General features: G+C 36.3%; 15 protein-coding genes and 1 tRNA gene. 14 read left to right on the top strand and 2 right to left on the bottom strand.

Features of this window, described 5'->3' with window-relative positions; genetic code table 11:
* Positions 1-70: 70 nt before the first annotated feature.
* From uvrB to QV06_RS09520, 9 genes are all read left to right on the top strand, one after another.
* Positions 71-2,104, top strand: coding sequence for an excinuclease ABC subunit UvrB (uvrB, locus tag QV06_RS09560; RefSeq protein ID WP_065237947.1), 2,034 nt, complete (start codon positions 71-73; stop codon positions 2,102-2,104).
* Positions 2,105-2,448: 344 nt separating this feature from the next.
* Complete coding sequence (locus tag QV06_RS09555; RefSeq protein WP_065237934.1) at positions 2,449-3,582, top strand: Gfo/Idh/MocA family protein; 1,134 nt, start codon at positions 2,449-2,451, stop codon at positions 3,580-3,582.
* Between the two features lie 57 nt (positions 3,583-3,639).
* The gene (locus QV06_RS09550; RefSeq protein ID WP_245174279.1) at positions 3,640-5,331 is read left to right on the top strand and encodes a solute:sodium symporter family transporter; all 1,692 of its coding nucleotides are present in this window, start codon (positions 3,640-3,642) and stop codon (positions 5,329-5,331) included.
* A 72-nt stretch (positions 5,332-5,403) separates the two neighbouring features.
* Positions 5,404-7,266: a DUF294 nucleotidyltransferase-like domain-containing protein gene (locus tag QV06_RS09545; RefSeq protein WP_065237932.1), complete on the top strand. Its 1,863-nt coding sequence runs from the start codon at positions 5,404-5,406 to the stop codon at positions 7,264-7,266.
* Complete coding sequence (locus QV06_RS09540) at positions 7,263-7,982, top strand: 3'-5' exonuclease (protein WP_065237931.1); 720 nt, start codon at positions 7,263-7,265, stop codon at positions 7,980-7,982. Before QV06_RS09545 ends, QV06_RS09540 begins: the two co-directional genes overlap by 4 nt.
* A 440-nt stretch (positions 7,983-8,422) precedes the next feature.
* Positions 8,423-9,361, top strand: coding sequence for a substrate-binding domain-containing protein (locus QV06_RS09535; protein ID WP_065237946.1), 939 nt, complete (start codon positions 8,423-8,425; stop codon positions 9,359-9,361).
* Between the two features lie 74 nt (positions 9,362-9,435).
* Complete coding sequence (locus QV06_RS09530) at positions 9,436-10,368, top strand: sugar ABC transporter substrate-binding protein (RefSeq protein ID WP_065237930.1); 933 nt, start codon at positions 9,436-9,438, stop codon at positions 10,366-10,368.
* Between the two features lie 26 nt (positions 10,369-10,394).
* Positions 10,395-11,912 (top strand): sugar ABC transporter ATP-binding protein, encoded by a 1,518-nt coding sequence (locus QV06_RS09525; RefSeq protein WP_065237929.1) that lies wholly within the window; start codon positions 10,395-10,397, stop codon positions 11,910-11,912.
* Between the two features lie 27 nt (positions 11,913-11,939).
* Positions 11,940-12,896 (top strand): ABC transporter permease, encoded by a 957-nt coding sequence (locus QV06_RS09520; protein WP_065234574.1) that lies wholly within the window; start codon positions 11,940-11,942, stop codon positions 12,894-12,896.
* Between the two features lie 79 nt (positions 12,897-12,975).
* Here QV06_RS09520 and dnaJ read toward each other — a convergent pair whose 3' ends face one another.
* A complete protein-coding gene (dnaJ, locus tag QV06_RS09515; protein WP_065237928.1) occupies positions 12,976-14,097 on the bottom strand; it encodes a molecular chaperone DnaJ in 1,122 nt (373 codons plus the stop codon).
* Positions 14,098-14,238: 141 nt separating this feature from the next.
* A complete protein-coding gene (gene dnaK, locus QV06_RS09510) occupies positions 14,239-16,155 on the bottom strand; it encodes a molecular chaperone DnaK (RefSeq protein ID WP_065237927.1) in 1,917 nt (638 codons plus the stop codon).
* 306 nt (positions 16,156-16,461) lie between these two features.
* On the opposite strand from dnaK, the gene QV06_RS09505 reads away from it, so the two are divergent.
* From QV06_RS09505 to QV06_RS09490, 5 genes are all read left to right on the top strand, one after another.
* Entirely contained in the window at positions 16,462-17,772 is a 1,311-nt protein-coding gene (locus QV06_RS09505; protein ID WP_065237926.1) for a serine dehydratase subunit alpha family protein, read from the top strand.
* Positions 17,773-17,811: 39 nt separating this feature from the next.
* Entirely contained in the window at positions 17,812-19,215 is a 1,404-nt protein-coding gene (locus tag QV06_RS09500; protein WP_065237925.1) for a YdgA family protein, read from the top strand.
* Between the two features lie 101 nt (positions 19,216-19,316).
* Positions 19,317-19,535, top strand: coding sequence for an RrF2 family transcriptional regulator (locus QV06_RS12110; RefSeq protein WP_280641933.1), 219 nt, complete (start codon positions 19,317-19,319; stop codon positions 19,533-19,535).
* Entirely contained in the window at positions 19,511-19,753 is a 243-nt protein-coding gene (locus tag QV06_RS12105) for an RrF2 family transcriptional regulator (RefSeq protein ID WP_280641932.1), read from the top strand. Before QV06_RS12110 ends, QV06_RS12105 begins: the two co-directional genes overlap by 25 nt.
* Positions 19,754-19,841: 88 nt before the next feature.
* Positions 19,842-19,917: transfer RNA gene (locus QV06_RS09490), tRNA-Asn, on the top strand.
* Positions 19,918-20,118: the final 201 nt, after the last annotated feature.

Raw genomic sequence — 20,118 nt, 5'->3', positions numbered from 1 at the left:
CAAGAAATTCAGCTTATGCTGGAACTATGATAAAATTCACGACCAGCATTTAGATCTTAATAACCTTGTTATGAAAAAAAATAGTAAACCTTTTATTCTTCATTCTGATTTCAAACCCTCTGGCGATCAGCCTGCCGCCATTGCTAAATTAGTAGAAAATTTAAATGATGGCTTAGCTCATCAAACCTTACTTGGTGTAACTGGTTCAGGTAAAACATTTACTATTGCTAATGTCATTGCACAGTTAAATCGTCCTGCCATGATTTTTGCACCCAATAAAACGCTCGCAGCGCAACTCTATGCTGAAATGAAAGCATTTTTCCCAGAAAATGCGGTGGAATATTTCGTGTCTTACTATGATTACTATCAACCTGAGGCCTATGTCCCCGCCAGTGATACTTTTATAGAGAAAGATGCTTCGATTAATGATCAGATTGAACAGATGCGGTTGTCGGCGACTAAATCTTTTTTGGAACGCCGCGATACTATTGTGGTGACCTCCGTTTCTGCTATCTATGGTTTGGGCGATCCTGAGTCTTATTTAAAAATGATGCTACATCTACAAACCGGGGCATTAATCGATCAGCGTCAAATTTTGTCGCATCTTGCTGCATTGCAATACACCCGCAATGATCAAGCGTTCCAACGCGGTACTTTCCGTGTTCATGGCGATGTTATTGATATCTTCCCCGCTGAATCTGATGATGTTGCATTACGCGTTGAGCTATTTGATGAAGAAATTGAACGCTTAAGTCTATTTGATCCATTAACAAATCGTTCTTTAGGCGTAGTTCCTCGTTATACCGTCTATCCAAAGACACACTATGTCACACCAAGAGAACGCATCTTAGAAGCTATTGAATTAATTAAACAAGAGTTAGTTCAGCGGCGAGAATACTTTATTAAAGAACATAAATTAGTTGAAGAACAACGGATTACCCAACGTACTCAATTTGATATCGAAATGATGAATGAATTAGGCTATTGCTCTGGCATTGAAAACTATTCTCGCTATTTATCGGGGCGAAAAGAAGGAGAACCACCACCAACTCTATTTGATTATATTCCGAGTGATGGTTTATTAATTATTGATGAATCACACGTTACTGTTCCACAAATTGGCGGGATGTATCGTGGTGACCGTTCTCGTAAAGAAACCTTAGTAGAATACGGTTTTCGTCTACCCTCTGCTTTAGATAATCGTCCGCTTCGTTTTGAAGAGTTTGAACGCTTAGCCCCACAAACAATTTATGTTTCTGCTACGCCAGGTCCTTATGAGTTAGAAAAATCAGGCGATGAAATTATCGATCAAGTCGTTCGTCCAACTGGATTATTAGATCCTGAAATTGAAGTTCGCCCTGTTTCTACACAAGTTGATGATTTATTATCCGAAATCCGCCTAAGAGTGGACAAAAATGAACGTGTTCTCGTTACCACATTAACAAAAAAAATGGCTGAAGATCTTACCGATTACTTAGCCGAACATGGTGTGTTAGTTCGTTATTTACACTCAGACATTGATACTGTTGAACGGGTAGAAATTATTCGAGATTTACGTGCAGGTGAATTTGATGTTTTAGTTGGTATTAACTTGTTACGTGAAGGATTAGATATGCCAGAAGTATCACTCGTTGCTATTCTTGATGCAGATAAAGAAGGCTTCTTGCGTTCAGAGCGTTCCTTAATTCAAACTATTGGTCGCGCTGCACGTAACTTACACGGTAAAGCAATTCTTTACGCTGATCATATTACTCCATCAATGCAACGTGCGATTGATGAAACCGAACGCCGCCGTCAAAAACAACAAGCTTATAATGAAGCGCACGGCATTGTGCCAAAAGCGCTAAATAAGAAGATTGGCGAAATCTTAGATATTGGTCAAAGCCTTAATCCTAAAGGGAAAAAACAACGGATTGCCAAAGCCGCAGAACCAACCGCTACTTATCTCCCAGTGAATAATGCGAAAGAGTTACAAAAAGAGATTAAGCGCCTTGAACAGCAAATGTATAAATTTGCCCAAGATCTGGAATTTGAAAAAGCGGCACAAACTCGAGATCAATTACATGCGTTACGAGAACGTTTTATGCAATTACAAGGTGATTAATCGTTATAATCTCTAATATTAGGCAGAAAATTTCTTTGTCTATTTTTTCATCAAAAAAAAATATAGAACAAATATTCTTTTATTTTTATTGAGCAATGATATATAGATATGCTTTTTCAAATCATTTCAAGCCTTTTATTTTGTAGATTTTCAATATTTCTACCTAGATCACAAAAATGAAATAAATTTTTTATTTAAATAAAAAGATGAATTGAAATTTCCATTTTGCAATAGTATGTTACACCTCAATCACAATCCTACAATACCACCATACCTAATAAACCATTTAGATATGATTGTTGAACAGTAGATATCCGTACACCTTAGTGAAAAAGGAGATAAACATGGACAAAGTAAGAATCGGTTTAGTTGGTACTGGCTATATTGGCCGTTGCCACGCTATTGCTTATGCACAATTACCAACCGTCTTTAACTTACAAGGTAAAGTAGAGTTGGAATACCTTGCTGAAGTAACACCTGAATTAGCTGCACAACGTGCAAAAGAATTCGGTTTCCGCCGTTCAACTGCAAATTGGCAGGAATTAGTTGCCGCTCCAAACGTTGATGTCGTTGATATTTGTACACCAAATTTCTTACACAAAGAGATTGCCCTTGCCGCAATCCAACACGGCAAAACCGTCTATTCTGAAAAGCCACTTGCATTAACAGCCGCAGAAGCTAAACAGATGTATCTTGCAGCTAAGCAAGCTGGAGTGAAAACACTTGTTGGTTTTAACTATGCTAAAAATCCAACTAGCCAATTAGCTCGTGAAATTATTGCGAGTGGTGAAATTGGTGATGTTATTCATTTCTATGGCACTCATAATGAAGATTATCTCGCTAATCCAAATACACCTATCGATTGGCATTGTTATCGTCATTTAGCGGGATTAGGTACGCTTGGCGATCTGGCTGCCCATATTGTACATATGGCGGAATATTTGCTCGGTTCAGAAATCCAAGAAGTTTGTGGTGATATGCAAACTGTGATTAAACAACGTCCAGATCCAAAAGACCCTAATAAACTTTGTGAGGTTGAAAATGAAGATCAAGCCAGTGCATTAGTTCGTTTTGCTAATGGTGCGATGGGAACGATTGAATCTTCTCGAATCGCTGCAGGTAGAAAAATGGGATTAACTTATGTGGTAACTGGAACGAAAGGTACACTTAGTTTCACTCAAGAAAGAATGGCAGAATTACAGCTTTACCTTCATGCTGATGCCTCTAATCGTCAAGGTTTTAAAACTATTTTAACTGGTCCAGAACATCCTGATTATCGCCCATTCTGCATTAGTGCTGGTCACGGTATCGGTTTTAATGATCAAAAAGCAGTCGAAGTAAGAGATCTTGTGGAAGGACTTCTTTATAACAAACCAATTACCCCTGATTTCTATGTTGGTTATCACGTTTCTCAAGTATTAGAAGCGATTGCCCAATCAGCACAAACTAAATCATGGGTGACAGTAGCAGAGATTTAATTATTTATACTTTTGTATTGTCGTAGCATTTTGCTATGAATAAGATGTAGGGAGAAAATGATGTTTGCTTTTATTTCATTTATCGCATTTACCGCTTTTGTTGCTGGTTATGCCTATTATAAAACACGAAATGCTCACTTAACGGAATCCGCTGAAGGCTATTTCCTTGGTGGCCGTTCATTGACCGGGATTTATATCGGTTCATCCATGCTATTAATGAATCTATCAACTGAACATTTAGTTGGTTTAAATGGCTTATCATTCCGCACAGGATTTATCGTTATGGCATGGGAAGTTATGGCGGCAATGACCATTGTTTTATTTGCAATTTTCTTCCTACCTCGTTATTTGAAACTCGGTATCTCCAGTATTCCTGAATATTTAGAAAATCGTTTTGACAAACAAACGCTCACAATTACTTCTATTTTATTCTTAGGTTTATATGTTATTTCATTGCTACCAATCGTTCTTTACACTGGCGCGATTGCCTTAGAAAACTTATTCCAAGTATCTAATGTCTTCCATCTTGATCGCTCAACTGCTCTACTAATTATGGTATGGGGCGTAGGTGCTATCGGTGCGATTTATGCAGTTTTTGGTGGAATCAAAGCAATCGCTATTGCGGATACATTAAACGGTGTAGGCTTAATTGTAGGTGGTTTAACAGTTACCCTATTTGCTCTGGGTTATGTCGGTGATAGCAATGTTTGGTCTGGTTTAGTTGAAGTCTTTGAATCTCATCCAGAAAAATTCAATTCTATTGGCGCAGAAGATTCACTAGTGCCGTTCTCAACACTATTCACTGGATTAATTGTTTCTAATATGTTCTTCTGGTGTACCAACCAATCTATCGTACAAAAAGCGTTAGGTGCGAAAAACCTTGCTGAAGGACAAAAAGGGGTTTTCCTTTGTGCATTCTTTAAATTATTAATCCCAAGTATCATTATTTTACCGGGTATCATTGCATATCATATCTTTAATGGACAAATGGATAATCCAGATAACGCTTACCCACGTTTAGTCCAACTCGTATTACCTGATTTATTAGTGGGCTTCTTTGCCGCAGTAGTGGTAGGAGCAGTATTCTCAACCTTTAGTGGTGCCCTCAATTCATCAGTTACCTTATTCACAGTTAATATTTACAAAAAATCGTTAAATCCAAAAGCATCTGAAACACAAGTTGTTAGAGTAGGAAAAATTCTTGGTTTAACCTTAGCTATTATTGCGATGGTTGCGGCACCATTAGTTGCAAACAGCAGCGAGGGTTTATTCTATCTTATTCAACAATTACAAGGGATGTTTAATGCACCAATTCTTAGTGTGGTATTAGTTGGCTTATTAACCAAACGTGTACCTGCTATTGCCGCAAAACTAGGCTTACTCTTCGGTATGAGTGCATATATTATCTTTAACTTTATTATCAAAGTTGATATCCACTTCTTCCATTTAATTGGCTTACTCTTTGTAGCAAACATCATCTTTATGTTGACTGTTGGTTACTTCTACCCTCGTCAAACAGACTATCAAGAAATCTATACTGAACAAGTTGATATTCAACCTTGGTCACTTACAAAACCAGTTGCAGTATTAATTACCCTAGCGTCTATCTCAATGTACACATTCTTAGCACAAAATGTTGCTGGCTGGGTAATGCCAACTTACTATGTTGTGGCGGTTGCTGCGATTGGGTATGTATTATGGTCAATTATGCAAGCGTTACGTTATACTAAAGCTTCTGGTGCTGTATAATTGCAATTCATTGATTAGTAAAGAAATAAACCGCTAGCCTTAGCGGTTTATTTTATCTAAAGGGTTATTCCTATGACAGAATCATCACTTTTGCCAAATATTGTTAATTTTTTATCTAATATCCACCCTTTTGATTTGCTTCCCGCTGATGATCAAAAAGCCCTCGCTGGTGCTGTTGATATTTTATATTTAATGAAAGATCAAACTTTGGCTCAAGAACAACTTGTGGGTAAAGGGTTATTTATCATTCGTTCTGGCGCAGTTGAACAGCGTTTACCTTCTGGTGAATTACGAGCAAGGTTAAGTGATGAAGATCTATTTGGTTTTAGTCAATTAGATCAAGAAGGTATCGGTGATTATCATGTCACTGCTATAGAAAATACCCTTTTATACCGAATTCCAAAAACTAAGTTATATCAATTAATTGAGCATAATCCTGCTATCCGTAACCATTTTGCCGCACAAGAAGGGGTACGCTTAGCACAATCATCTACCAAATCCTTTGCGGAAGAAGCGCTTTATTTAAAAACAGTTGAAAGTGTTATGAATCGACAAATGGCGATTGTTTCGCCAGATTGTTCCATTCAAGATACCGCCAAAATTATGGTTAAAATGCACCGTTCCAGTGCCTTAATTATGCAAGAACAACAATTACTTGGCATTATTACTGACCGAGATATTACTAAGCGAGTGGTCGCTGAAGGTGTTGAAATCACCCAACCAATTCATCTTGTTATGACAAAACAGCCAAAAGTCATTGAGAAAAATGCGTTGTTAATTGAAGCAGTTGAGATGATGATGCAGCATAATGTACGAAGCCTACCTGTTATTGATGGTAACCAAATCATTGGTGTTTTAACTGCTACCAGTTTAGTGGAAAGAAGCAAAGTACAAGCTGTTTACCTGATTAGTCGGATTTATCGCCAAGAATCCTTAGAAGAATTGATTGCTTTAGTACCACAAAAACAAGCGGTTTTTCTCACTTTGCAAAAAGCAGGCACCCATGCTCAAGTTATCCAGCATATGCTTAGCTTAATTGCAGATGCTTTCACTAAGCGTCTATTACAACTTGCAGAACGTGAGTTTGGTCCACCACCGATGCAATACGCTTGGTTTGTTATTGGTTCTCACGCTCGACAAGAGATGCACTTTAATTCTGATCAAGATAGCGGATTAATTTTAGAGCGTTCACCAACACCTTTAGAACAGGATTATTTTCAACGTCTAAGCCAATTTGTTTGTCATGGATTAGCACAATGTGGATACCCATTGTGTGAAGGAGAAATGATGGCTAATCAAGCAAAATGGTCTGTTGAGTTAGCAAAATGGAAAGAATACTACCGTCAATGGATTTATAACCCTGATCCTCAAGCACTCTTAGACGTTAGTGTTTATTTAGATATTCGTTTTCTATTTGGTGAAGAATCTCTCGTCCAACGTTTACAAGAAACAATTCTATTGCATATCAAAGGCAATCAACGCTTTCTTGCATTCTTAATTGCTAATTCATTAAGAGTTAATCCGCCATTAGGGCTATTTAGACAATTTGTTTTGGCTAAAAATGGGGCTAACCAGAAAGTGTTTAATATTAAAAAGCAAGCAATTAATCTTATCGTGGAATTAGCCAGAGTCTATGCTTTAGCGTCTAATAGCTTAACTACCAACACGATGGAACGGCTAAAAATCGCCAGCCAAGCACAAGTGATTAGCGAAACAAGTCAGCAGGAACTCTACGAAACTTTATCTTTTATTAGCCAAGTACGCTTATCACATCAACAACAAGCATTATTACAACACCAACCGTTAAGTAATGAGATTGAGCCGACTTCGCTAACGCCTTTTGAACGTAATCATTTAAAAGATGCGTTTCGTATTATTGCCCGTTATCAGGAAGCAGCACAACTACGTTTTAATGCAAAAGGTTTACTACGATGATTTGGCATTTTTGGCAAGATAGCCTACAAAAACTAGAAAAGCAAAGACAACAAGCACTAGGTTCCTCTAATTTACCCAAATTAGCGTTACCTCTTTATCAATGTCCGATCCCTAATAGCGACATTCCGTTATCCCAGCTCTCTTTAGTTGCTCTAGATTTTGAAACATCTGGACTAGATATCGCCCAAGATAGAATTCTCTCGGTAGGGACGGTCGAAATAAATCAACAGGTTCTCTCTTTATCTACCTCACAGCATTATTATTTATCTTCTGCTGGTGATGCGATAAAACCCGAAACAGCTATTATCAATCATATTCGCCCTGAAGTATTAACTTTAGGGCTAAGTGAAGAAGAGTGTTTACAGCGTCTTATTCCTTATTTGGCAGGGAAAGTTGTCATCGCACATTGCGCTTCTATTGAAAAAAATTTCTTGAAGAAAGCGCTTCAATTACCTGCTAATTTGCCATTACCTTTAGTCTTTTTAGATACACTTTGCTTGGCTCGCTCACTATCTGAATATTGGGGACAAACCAATCCTGATCTACGATTAGCCAAAATTCGCCAACAGAAAGGATTACCCGCCTATCTGGCACATAATGCCATTGCTGATGCGATTGCAACAGGAGAACTCTTCCTAGCATTGGTTGCTGAAATCTTTCCTAATCAAGAAGTCACTTTAAAACAGGTCGTGAAACAATGTTCTGCCACAAGATAACAAAATTTTCCAAAATAGAGAAAAAATGAAAATTTAATTTTCTAGAAAAGATTGCGATTCATTGTTAAAAAATTTTTATGTAACCAATTTTTCACTATCTTGTTCTTATTTTTATCCTATTCCTCTCTCAATAGCCCAACTATAAAAAACACGCAAAATAAACATAACCAATTAAAAAACAAAATAAAAAACAGAAAAGATTAAAATAGATAAACTAAATTAAATATCCCACTGCAAAAATTTTTTCATAAAAAATGAGAGATATTTCACAATTCATTAACTTCATCATTGTCATAAAAATGGCTTAATGTTATACATAGCACCAGATAATTTATTTCAAATTATCAGAATTTGGAATTTATATTCTTTCATTGACGTCTTTGTAGAATATAGTTGTATTTCCATCGTGATTAACTCAACTGAAAAAGGCTAATCTTATGATGAAAAAAACATTATTAACTCTTCTATGTAGTGGTGTGCTACTTACTTCCCAAGCGGTAACGGCAAAAACTTATGTTATCGGGGCGCCAATGAACTCTTTTGCCGATAAATGGCAAACTTACCTCCAAGATGCGATTCGTGATTTTGATGCAAAACATGATGATGTTGAATTTAAACTTGCTGATGCAAATGCCGACTCAGCAAAACAATTAAGTGATGTCGAAACCTTTATTGATCAAAAAGTAGATGCTTTATTAGTTGTTCCTAATGATCCTAATATTGTTAAAGCTATCGGCCGCAAAGCAAAAAATGCAGGCATTCCATTAATCATTGTAAACCGTCGTCCAAATGAAGATGATTTGGATAAATATGTAACTAGCTTTGTAGGTTCAGATGAAATTGAAGGCGGTCGTATCCAAGGTAATTTTATCGTTAATTCTCTTGGTGATAAAAAAGGTGATGCTCTTATCTTATTAGGTCCTTTGGGGCAAGATGCAGTAACAAAACGTACCGAAGGAAATAAAGACGTATTTAAAGCTCACAAAAACATTACTATCGTTGCTGAACAAGAAGGTAAATGGGAACGTGATAGAGGCTTAGCGATTGCAGAAAATGTTTTATCTGGTCAAAAATCTATCAACGTTGTTGTAAGTAATAATGATGAAATGGCAATTGGTGCCGTACTCGCTTCACGTAAACTTGGTATCAAAGATGAAGATATTCTGATTGTTGGCTTAGATGCTACACCAGATGCATTAGAATATTTAGGTAAAGGTTTAGATGCTACTGTATTCCAATCAGCTCAAGGACAAGGTTTCACTGGTGCTGAAACTGCTTACCGTGCAGCGAAAGGCGAAAAAGTAGAAAAAATTAAATGGGTTCCATTTGAATTGGTAACACCAGATAAGAAAGAAGAATATAAAGCAAGATATAAATAATTATCTAATACTAAAGGACGGTACTTCCGTCCTTTTCTCAAAACTCACTATCCTCATTACTAAAGGAATGACTTATGATTAAAAAGATCTTTATATTCATTATAGGCTGTTTAGTCATACCAACTTTATCTGCAAAAACAATAAACATTGGCATCACTATGTATAGTTTATCTGATAAATATCCTACTTATGTTCAAGATGCTATGAAAAAATTTGCCGATGAACACCCAGAACTAAAATTACGTTTTGCAGATGCAAATGGCGATCCAACAAAAATGCTTAATGATGTAGAAAATTTTATTGATTCTAATGTAGATACCATTGTTGCAATGCCAACTGATCCAAAAATTGTAAAAGCAATTGGATTAAAAGCCAAAAAAGCAAAAATACCTTTTATTGTTGTTACTGTAAAACCTAACGAAGAAGATATGAAATATCTTACAAGTTATGTTGGTTCAGAAGAAATTGTAAGCGGTGAAATGCAAGGTAAATTTGTTGTTGAGGCATTAAATGGTAAAGCGGCAAATGCCATCATACTACTGGGTCCATTAGGTTTAGATGCCCAAATTAAACGTACTGAAGGTAATAAAAATATTTTAAGTAAACATCCTGAAATAAAAGTTGCCGCTGAGCAAGAAGCTAAATGGGATCGTGCTAAAGCTATAGAAGTTTCAGAAAATTTATTGCTAGCCAATAAGAATGTTAATGTCATTCTTGCAAATAATGATGAAATGGCAATCGGTGCTTTATTAGCTGCAAAAAAACTAGGTTTCAAAGATCAAGATCTCCTTATAGTTGGTATTGATGCTACACCTGATGCCTTAGAATATTTAGGTAATGGACTAGATGCAACAATCTACCAATCAGCCTCAGGTCAAGGAAGAACTAGCATTGAAATGGCTTATAAATCAGTAATAGGAGAACAAGTACCTTTATACAATTGGATTCCTTTTGAATTAGTTACCCCTAATAACAAAGAACAATATCTCAATAAATATAAAGAATAATTATTCCCCATATTAAGGAGTTCTAAATGGATTCATTAACACATACCCCTTATATCTTAGAAATGCGTAATGTTTCAAAAACATTCCCCGGGGTAAAAGCACTAGATGGTATTAACTTAAAAGTTAAAAAAGGCAGCGTTCATGCATTAATGGGAGAAAACGGTGCCGGCAAATCAACTTTAATGAAAATTCTTTACGGTATTTATACACCTGATGATGGTGGCGAACTTATTTTAAATGGTAAACCATTTAGTCCATCTCGCCCAATTGATGCGATCCGTAAAGGTTTAACTATGGTACCTCAAGAAATTTCACCTGCTGCTAATCTCACTATTGCCGATAACTTCTATCTTGGTCGAGAACTTACCAAAGGAAAATTTTTCTTAAATCAGAAAGAAATGGATGAAAAAGCAGCCAAAATTTTGGAAGGCCTTGGTATTCCAATGGATGTGACCGTCAAAATGTCAGAAGTATCTGTGGCAAAAGCACAGCTAGTTGCGATTGCGACTGCTGTATCAAATAATGCCAAAGTTATCATTATGGACGAGCCAACTACTGCATTGACTGAAACTGAAGTTGAACAGTTATACAAAATTATTGAAACCGTTAAAAACCACGGTATTGCCATCATCTTTATTTCACATAAGTTAGATGAAGTCTTTAAAGTATCCGATGAAATTACCGTGATTCGCGATGGTCAATATATTGGTACTAAACCTGCCTCCGAAGTGACAAAAGAAGAACTCATTTCTATGATGGTTGGACGTGATATGTCCGAAATGTTCCAACGTGAACGCATTACAATTTCTGATGAAATTATCTTAGAAGTGAAGAATTTAACCAAAGCAGGTAAATACAAAGATGTAAGTTTCCAAGTGCGTAAAGGTGAAATCTTTGGTATTGCAGGATTAGTTGGTGCTGGTCGTTCGGAAATTGTTGAAGGACTTTTTGGTTATAAACCAGCTGATAGCGGAGAAATTTATATTCACGGGCAAAAAGCTGAAATTAAAACACCACTTGATGCAATGAAATATAAAATTGGTTTCGTTACAGAAGATCGAAAACTCACCGGATTATTTCTTAACTTAGGTATTACAGACAATATGATTATGCCTAAGATGTCCCCTTATCTCGAAAATTTCCTAATTTCTGTTACTAAAGCACAAAAAACAGCACTTCAACAAAAAGAGAAATTAAAAATTAAAGCACCTAATGTTGAAGTTATCACCAATAACCTTTCTGGCGGTAATCAACAAAAGGTTCTCTTAGCTCGGTGGTTATTACTTGAGCCAGATATTTTAATTCTAGATGAACCAACAAAAGGTATTGATGTTGGAGCAAAAGCTGAGCTTTATAAGTTGATGGTTGAGTTAGCTAAACAAGGTAAAACTATCATTATGATTACATCTGATATGTTGGAACTACTTTCTATGAGTGATCGAGTCATGGTAATGCATGAAGGGCATCAAGTAGGAATTATTCCCCAACAAGAATTAACCCAAGAACGAGTGCTCGAATTAGCCTCTGGTTTAACACATAACTAAAATTTAATTACGTATGAGGAATTTATTATGTCGAATGATGCCGTAAAAAAAATGCTAAATGCCTATGGAATGGTGTTTATTTTAATTGCCCTCTTTTTAGTTTTATCTGTATCCATTGATGGCTTTTTCTCTGCTCGCACTGTTTGGAGTATTATTGAGCAAGTATCTATGTTCGGTATTATTGCTATCGGAGTAACTTTTGCCATTGTCACCACTGGTATTGATTTATCATCTGGCTCTATGGTAGCTCTCACATCTGTTGTCGCTGCTTCTATTGTTACAGGTGGCGATAGTGTAAGTGCCGCTTTTCTCGCCTTTGCGTTATCTATTGCTTTAGGTGCATTGCTAGGTGCTATTAACGGTGGTTTAACAGCAATTGGCTCAATCCCACCATTTATTGCAACATTAGGTATGATGATTATCGCTCGTGGTGCAGCACAACTCTACTCTGATGGTCGTCCTATTGATGCTTCTTCTGAAGCCTTTACTTGGATTTCTGATGTAAGTGTTTTTGGATTACCAGGCTTAGTCATTCTTTATATTGTCGTTGTTGTGGCTGCCCATATTTTGCTTAGTCGTTCAACGTTTGGTCGCCATGTCTATGCAGTGGGTGGCAATCTTAATGCTGCTAAAATTTGTGGAATTAATACAACTAAAACTTTAATTTGGGTTTATGTTCTTGCTGGTGCTTTATCAGGTTTAGCAGGAGCAATGTTAGCTGCTCGTACATATGCAGGTAACCCATCTTATGGTTTAGCTTGGGAGTTAGATGCGATTGCCGCCGCCGTTATTGGTGGAGTGTCATTAAGTGGTGGTATTGGTACTATTCCAATGTGTGTAATTGGTGCGTTAATTATTGGTACTACTAATAAAGGCTTAAATATGCTTGGCGTTGACCCTTACTGGCAACAAATTGTAAAAGGTTTAATTATTGTTGTTGCAGTATTAATCGATACATTAAAACGCCGCAAAAAAGGAAGTTAATTAATTCCAGTTATACCTTAATTTAGATAAAAAAATAGCGGTTATTTTGATTTAACCGCTATTTTTTCAATTAATTTAACTACTTACCTAAATTATCAAAGAAACGTTTTACCCCATCTAAAAAGCCACTTTCTTTTGGACGGTGTTGATTACGCCCTTCCAAGCTCTTTTCAAATTGTTGCAATAACGCTTTTTGTTCTTTATTTAGTTTCACTGGGGTTTCAACAATCACACGACAAATTAAATCACCTTGATAATGTGAACGGGTTGAAGTCACACCTTTACCACGTAATCGGAATAATTTACCTGTTTGAGTTTCTTCTGGGATTTTTAATTTCACTTTACCATCTAAAGTTGGCACTTCAATCTCACCACCTAATGCAGCAAGGGTGAAACTGATTGGTACTTCACAGTACAAATTATTTCCATCACGTTGGAAAATATCATGCTCTTTCACATGAATGACAACATAGAGATCTCCCGGTGGTGCACCATTCTCACCTGCTGCGCCTTCACCATTTAAGCGAAGCTGATTACCAGTATCTACACCGGCAGGTACTTTCACTGAAAGATTTTTATGTTTATGAACTCGACCATCGCCATGACAACTGTCACACGGTTGTTCAATAATTTTTCCAGTACCATGACAATGAGGACAAGTTTGTTCTTGCACAAAGAAACCACTTTGACGGCGGATACGTCCAGAACCATGGCAATAGCCACAAGTGTCCACTTTAGAACCTGCTTTTGCACCTGTACCATGACAAGTATCACAAGTTGCCAAGGTTGCAATACGGATATCTTTGCTGACACCTTTGACCGCTTCTTCCAACGTAATCTCTAAATCATAACGGAGATCTTCGCCACGCACTACACGTTGGCGACCGCGCCCGCCACCAAACATATCACTAAAGATATCACCAAAAATATCACCAAAATCAGCACCGCCAAAACCACCAGCTCCAGCACCACCTTGTTCAAAGGCAGCATGACCATATTGATCATAAGCAGCACGTTTCTCTTTATCCCCTAATACATCATAGGCTTCTTGCACTTCTTTAAACTTTTCCGCAGCGTCTTTATCACCTTGATTACGGTCTGGGTGCAATTTCATTGCTAAGCGTTTATAGGCTTTCTTGATCACTTTTTCATCATCAGATCTTGATACACCTAGCACTTCATAATAATCACGTTTTGCCATTCGCTTTCCTATTTCTTTATGAAATGGGAGATGAAATTCTCCCCTTTGGATACGCTAAAAGGGCGAGGTATTTCACCTTCGCCCATTCGTAATTTGTGGCAGCTCATACAACAACTTAAGCTGCCACATCAGGAGGATAGATTATTTATCTTTTACCTCTTCAAACTCTGCATCAACAACATCATCACCGTTGTTTTTCGCACTACCTTGTGCTTGTTGTTGCTGAGCTTGACCTGCTTGAGCTTGTTGTTGAGCTGCTTGCATTAATTTTTCTGCTGCTTGAATTAAAGCTTGAGTTTTCGCTTCAATTTCTGCTTTATCTTCACCTTTCGCAGCTGCTTCTAACTCATTCGCTGCTTTTTCGATAGCTTCTTTATCACTCGCAGCAAGGTTTGCTCCTACTTCACTTAATTGTTTACGAGTTGAGTGAACTAAGTGATCTGCTTGGTTACGAGCTTGTACTAATTCTTCAAATTTACGGTCTGCTTCAGCATTAGCTTCTGCATCACGTACCATTTGTTGAATTTCTTCATCGCTTAAACCTGAAGAAGCTTTAATCGTAATTTGTTGTTCTTTACCAGTACCTTTATCTTTTGCAGAAACATGGATAATACCATCAGCATCAATATCAAAGGTAACTTCAATTTGTGGCATACCACGTGGTGCTGGGTTGATACCTTCTAAATTGAATTGACCTAATGATTTATTATCTGCTGCACGTTTACGTTCACCTTGTAACACGTGGATTGTTACTGCACTTTGGTTATCTTCCGCAGTTGAGAATACTTGTGATTTCTTCGTTGGAATCGTTGTATTCTTTTCAATTAAGGTAGTCATTACACCACCCATAGTTTCGATACCAAGTGATAATGGAGTAACGTCTAATAACAATACATCTTTTACATCACCCGCTAATACACCACCTTGTACCGCTGCACCAATCGCAACCGCTTCATCTGGGTTTACATCTTTACGTGGTTCTTTACCAAAGAATTCAGCAACTTTTTGCTGTACTAATGGCATACGAGTTTGACCACCAACTAAGATAACATCATTAATTTCAGAAACACTTAAATCCGCATCTTTTAATGCCACACGAATTGGTTCCATTGATTTAGCAACAAGATCTTCAACTAAAGATTCTAATTTTGCACGAGTTAACTTAATGTTTAAGTGTTTTGGTCCAGTCGCATCTGCTGTGATATATGGTAAGTTAACGTCTGTTTGTTGTGCTGAAGAAAGCTCAATCTTCGCTTTTTCACCAGCTTCTTTCAAACGTTGCATTGCTAATGGATCGTTACGTAAATCAATACCTTGTTCTTTCTTAAATTCATCAACTAAATAATTAATAACGCGGTTATCAAAGTCTTCACCACCTAAGTGTGTATCACCATTAGTCGCTAATACTTCGAAAGTTTTTTCACCATCAACTTCATCAATTTCAATGATGGAAAGGTCGAATGTACCACCACCTAAGTCATATACCGCAATAGTATGGTTACCATTTGCTTTATCTAAACCATAAGCCAATGCTGCTGCTGTTGGTTCGTTAATGATACGTTTTACTTCTAATCCTGCAATACGACCTGCATCTTTAGTTGCTTGACGTTGTGCATCGTTGAAGTAAGCAGGCACAGTAATTACTGCTTCAGTCACAGTTTCACCTAAGAAATCTTCTGCTGTTTTCTTCATTTTTTTCAATACCTCAGCAGAAATTTGCGGTGGTGCCATTTTGTCACCTTTTACTTCAACCCAAGCATCACCATTATCTGCTTTCACAATGTCAAATGGCATAATGCTAACATCACGTTGTACTTCATCATCGGTAAAACGACGACCAATTAAACGTTTAATTGCAAATAAAGTATTTTTTGGATTTGTTACTGCTTGACGTTTTGCAGGTTGACCAACTAATGTTTCACCATCTTGTGTATATGCAATAATTGACGGGGTTGTACGATCACCTTCAGCATTTTCAATAACACGTGGTTTATCACCATCCATTACTGCAACACATGAGTTTGTTGTACCTAAGTCAATACCAATAATTTTTCCCATAATCGTTATTCTCCTGATTTTAAATTCGTTTTTTTGACGTTCGACTAAATAAGGCTCTTTTTATCAATTACAAGGGCAAATTTAAATTTTTCTTTAGTTAAACTTGCTCGCCTTATCATTCGTGCCACACTAAATTGAACTTAAAATCAGATTTTCAAGGGGCATCCATAAAAAATTTTTTAATTTTCTCTACTCTCAAGAAAAATCATCGGATTTTTACTGATTTTACTAGCACTTATTACATTACCGTGTATATTTAGTGGGGAAATTTTTACGTAAAATTTAGCTTATGATTTAAGAGGTCTTATGAATCCATCCTTACAACCTTTCGAACAAGCACTAATTGAAATTGTTAAACAAGATGTTGTGCCTGCCCTAGGCTGTACCGAACCGATTTCTCTTGCATTAGCATCTGCAACTGCCGCCAAATATTTAGGAAAAACCCCAGAAAGAATTGTTGGAAAAGTTTCGCCAAACTTAATGAAAAATGGCTTAGGTGTTTCTGTTCCAGGCACTGGCATGGTTGGTTTACCTATTGCGGCTGCCATTGGCGCAATAGGTGGTGATGCTGATGCAGGTTTAGAGGTCTTAAAACATATTTCCTCTGCACAAATTACCCAAGCAAAAGAACTGCTTAAACAAAATTTAGTTTCTGTTTCTATCAAACAAACGGATCACATTCTTTATGCAGAGTCCACTTTATACGCGGATAACGATTGGGTGCGTGTCGTGATTGAAGATCAACATACTCAAATTATGTTGATTGAAAAAAATGATCAAATTATTTATCAAGCCCCGCCTAAATTAGCGGCTGACAATGATCTATATACTATTTTTAATCAATTAGCGACAAAAGATATCTTTGATTTTTCCATGCAAGTAGCCTTAGACAAAATAGAGTTTATTAATCAAGCTGAAAAATTAAATGCCGCACTTTCACAAGAAGGGCTTAGCCAAGATTATGGCTTACATATTGCACGTACACTACAAAAACATATTGGCGACGGTCTGTTATCTGATGATTTATTATCGCGAATTATGATCCAAACCACAGCGGCTTCTGATGCTAGAATGGGTGGCGCCACTCTCCCTGCAATGAGTAATTCTGGATCTGGTAATCAAGGCATTACTGCTACGATGCCCGTTGTGGTTGTCGCTAATCATCTAAATGTTACTGCTGAACAACGCACTCGAGCATTATTTCTATCCCATTTAATGGCCATTTTTATTCACAGTAAACTGCCAAAACTCTCTGCACTTTGTGCGGTTACTACTGCCGCAATGGGAAGTTGTGCTGGTATCTCTTATCTGATTACGAATCGCTTTGAAACTGCAGCGATGGCGATTAGCAGTATGATTGGTGATATTAGCGGTATGTTATGTGATGGGGCTGCTAACAGCTGTGCGATGAAAGTATCTACTAGTGTTACCTCTGCCTATAAATCCGTTTTAATGGCGATGAATCAAACAGGGGTAACTGGTGATGAAGGTATCGTTGAACATACAATTGATCGTAGTATTGATAATCTTTGTTCTATTGCCTGTAAAAGTATGCAGCATACTGATTTCCAAATTATTGAGATTATGGCAAATAAACCACAAAATCAGTGTAAATAAATTTCACTAACCAAAAAATAAATAACTAAGGAGAATATTATGCAGAAAAAATGGGCAATCGTTCCTGCTGCCATTATTGTGCTTGGAGGCGTTTGGGTTGGTAACGCTTGGTACACAGGATCACAAATTGAAAAGAATTACCCACAAGTAATCCAAAAAATTAATGATAATGGCATCATTAAAATTGAAAACGTCAAATTAGAACGGCATCTATTCTCTAGTGATATGCAATATGATCTACAAATTGGTAAACTAACTATGCCACTACATAGTAAAATTTACCATGGTGCATTACCACTCAACCTACTGCAACAATTTAACTTCAAGCCCGTTGCAGCTTCTACTGAAACAACATTAATTAAAAATGAAAAAACAGCCTCAATATTTAATACTTTCCCAAATGGGCAACCTTTTGTATTAAATGTTGACGTGGGATATCAACAACAAGTTGATATTAATCTACTAGTTAATGCTGGATCATTTAAAGATGAAAAATCAGATACACAAAGTAATTGGTCTAGCAGTAAATACCAATTACAAATTGATGAGAAAAATGCTATCAAATATTTAATGGAATTAGATCATTTTGATATGTATATCAAAGAAAACAAACAACAACAGCCTACAAAGTTAGTAATAAACAAATTCCTTGCTCAAGGAGCTCTAAAATTAACAGAATGGAAATATTTAGCAACAGGCAAAGGTGAAAGTTCAATTAAAGAATTTTCTGTTTTTCAGCCAATTGATGAACAATCTAATACAATTATTACTGTCAATTATCAAGATCAAACTAATAATTACGAACTTACCAAAGACCAAGACTTTTATTCGATTAGCAACTCAGCACAAACAAAAAACTTATTGTTTAGTTCTCAATCATCTGCTATAAATTTTGCAACCAACTCTGTTGTTAAACTTAATCACCTCAAAGGAGAAGCTGTATCAGAACTAATTAAAGCTATCTTAGAACAAGATAAACTGGCTTTTAATCAAGCAATAAAAACATTGGTAGATAATCAACCTCAATTACTTCTTAGCCCGATCGAAATATATAATAATCAAGATAAATTCGTATTAAATGCTGATATTAAATTAGCTAAAGCTGACCTTAACTCATCATTCCAAAATGGGCATCTGAGCGAGATATTTGATCAATTTAAATTTAACTTTTCTTTAGATAAAACATTTATTAATAATCTACTTTCAGGTGCAATTACATTTATCAATAGTACAAATGCACAAAATAAAATTGATATTGATGAAGTACAACAAAATATTCAGCGTGCATTAAAACAACAAGTGATACAGGGCGTTTTAACTGAAACAGATAAATCTTACCTCTTAAATTTTGAGGAAAAAGAGGACAATTTTTATCTTAATCAGCAAAAAATACCACAAGAAGCAATATTATTTGGCTTATTACAATTATTTTCTGGATCTTGATTCTAAGATAAGCCAAACATTATTAATCAAATAAGCAGTACATTGTTTCAATCACGAATAAGGCGTAATATATATGCCTTATTCGTTATCAAGTTACTATTATGAAATTAAGTACCTTTACTGATTATAATTTACGTGTTCTGCTTTATTTAGCTGCACATCAAGAAAAATTATCCACTATTCAAGAAATTGCAACAGTCTATAATATTTCCGAAAACCATTTAATGAAAGTTATCCATCATTTAGCCAAGAATAATTTTATTCAATCTATTCGTGGTAAAGGTGCGGTATCCGATTGCATCGCCATCCAAGTGAATTAAATTTAGAAGATATTATTCGTCTTGCAGAAGAAAAAAGTGCCATTGTCGAATGTTTTGGTGAGCAAAATCAATGTTGCATTAGTGCAAATTGCCAATTACCGCCTATTTTAGTCAATGCTTTTGCTGCGTTTTATCAGTCATTATCACAATATACATTACAAGATATCTTGTTAGATCCACAAATTTTCACCTCATTACCAACAAATATAAGCGAATAATTTAATAAAATCAGATTAACGTATGCTATCTGTTGACAATAGGGTCCAAAATCAATAAAATGCAGCCCGCATTGCCCAATGGGGCTATTCCTCCTTAGTTCAGTCGGTAGAACGGTGGACTGTTAATCCATATGTCGCTGGTTCAAGTCCAGCAGGAGGAGCCAAATTTTTTCTTTTGGTACTATGTTTTATTTGTCTCCTTTTATGAAATTTAGTTTTTATACCAAAAGAAGTTTCGCCCATAGTTAAATAACTATGGGCTTTCTTTTTTCACCAAAATCATCTTTTTTGGTGTAGTAGACAAAATAGTTGCTGATTTTAAAAAAACTACACCAAGTGGACAAAGTGGTTGCTAATAATTATTT

This window comes from Gallibacterium genomosp. 3, assembly GCF_001678475.1.
GTDB classification, from domain to species: domain Bacteria; phylum Pseudomonadota; class Gammaproteobacteria; order Enterobacterales; family Pasteurellaceae; genus Gallibacterium; species Gallibacterium faecale.
Note: the sequence above shows the minus strand (reverse complement) of the source record. Positions and strands in the feature narration are given on the sequence as shown.

What these genes read in the sequence shown, in the direction of transcription:
- uvrB (WP_065237947.1), top strand. Translation starts at nt 71, where the DNA reads ATGAAAAAAAATAGTAAACCTTTTATTCTTCATTCTGATTTCAAACCC.
- QV06_RS09555 (WP_065237934.1), top strand. Translation starts at nt 2,449, where the DNA reads ATGGACAAAGTAAGAATCGGTTTAGTTGGTACTGGCTATATTGGCCGT.
- QV06_RS09550 (WP_245174279.1), top strand. Translation starts at nt 3,640, where the DNA reads ATGATGTTTGCTTTTATTTCATTTATCGCATTTACCGCTTTTGTTGCT.
- QV06_RS09545 (WP_065237932.1), top strand. Translation starts at nt 5,404, where the DNA reads ATGACAGAATCATCACTTTTGCCAAATATTGTTAATTTTTTATCTAAT.
- QV06_RS09540 (WP_065237931.1), top strand. Translation starts at nt 7,263, where the DNA reads ATGATTTGGCATTTTTGGCAAGATAGCCTACAAAAACTAGAAAAGCAA.
- QV06_RS09535 (WP_065237946.1), top strand. Translation starts at nt 8,423, where the DNA reads ATGAAAAAAACATTATTAACTCTTCTATGTAGTGGTGTGCTACTTACT.
- QV06_RS09530 (WP_065237930.1), top strand. Translation starts at nt 9,436, where the DNA reads ATGATTAAAAAGATCTTTATATTCATTATAGGCTGTTTAGTCATACCA.
- QV06_RS09525 (WP_065237929.1), top strand. Translation starts at nt 10,395, where the DNA reads ATGGATTCATTAACACATACCCCTTATATCTTAGAAATGCGTAATGTT.
- QV06_RS09520 (WP_065234574.1), top strand. Translation starts at nt 11,940, where the DNA reads ATGTCGAATGATGCCGTAAAAAAAATGCTAAATGCCTATGGAATGGTG.
- dnaJ (WP_065237928.1), bottom strand. Translation starts at nt 14,097, where the DNA reads ATGGCAAAACGTGATTATTATGAAGTGCTAGGTGTATCAAGATCTGAT.
- dnaK (WP_065237927.1), bottom strand. Translation starts at nt 16,155, where the DNA reads ATGGGAAAAATTATTGGTATTGACTTAGGTACAACAAACTCATGTGTT.
- QV06_RS09505 (WP_065237926.1), top strand. Translation starts at nt 16,462, where the DNA reads ATGAATCCATCCTTACAACCTTTCGAACAAGCACTAATTGAAATTGTT.
- QV06_RS09500 (WP_065237925.1), top strand. Translation starts at nt 17,812, where the DNA reads ATGCAGAAAAAATGGGCAATCGTTCCTGCTGCCATTATTGTGCTTGGA.
- QV06_RS12110 (WP_280641933.1), top strand. Translation starts at nt 19,317, where the DNA reads ATGAAATTAAGTACCTTTACTGATTATAATTTACGTGTTCTGCTTTAT.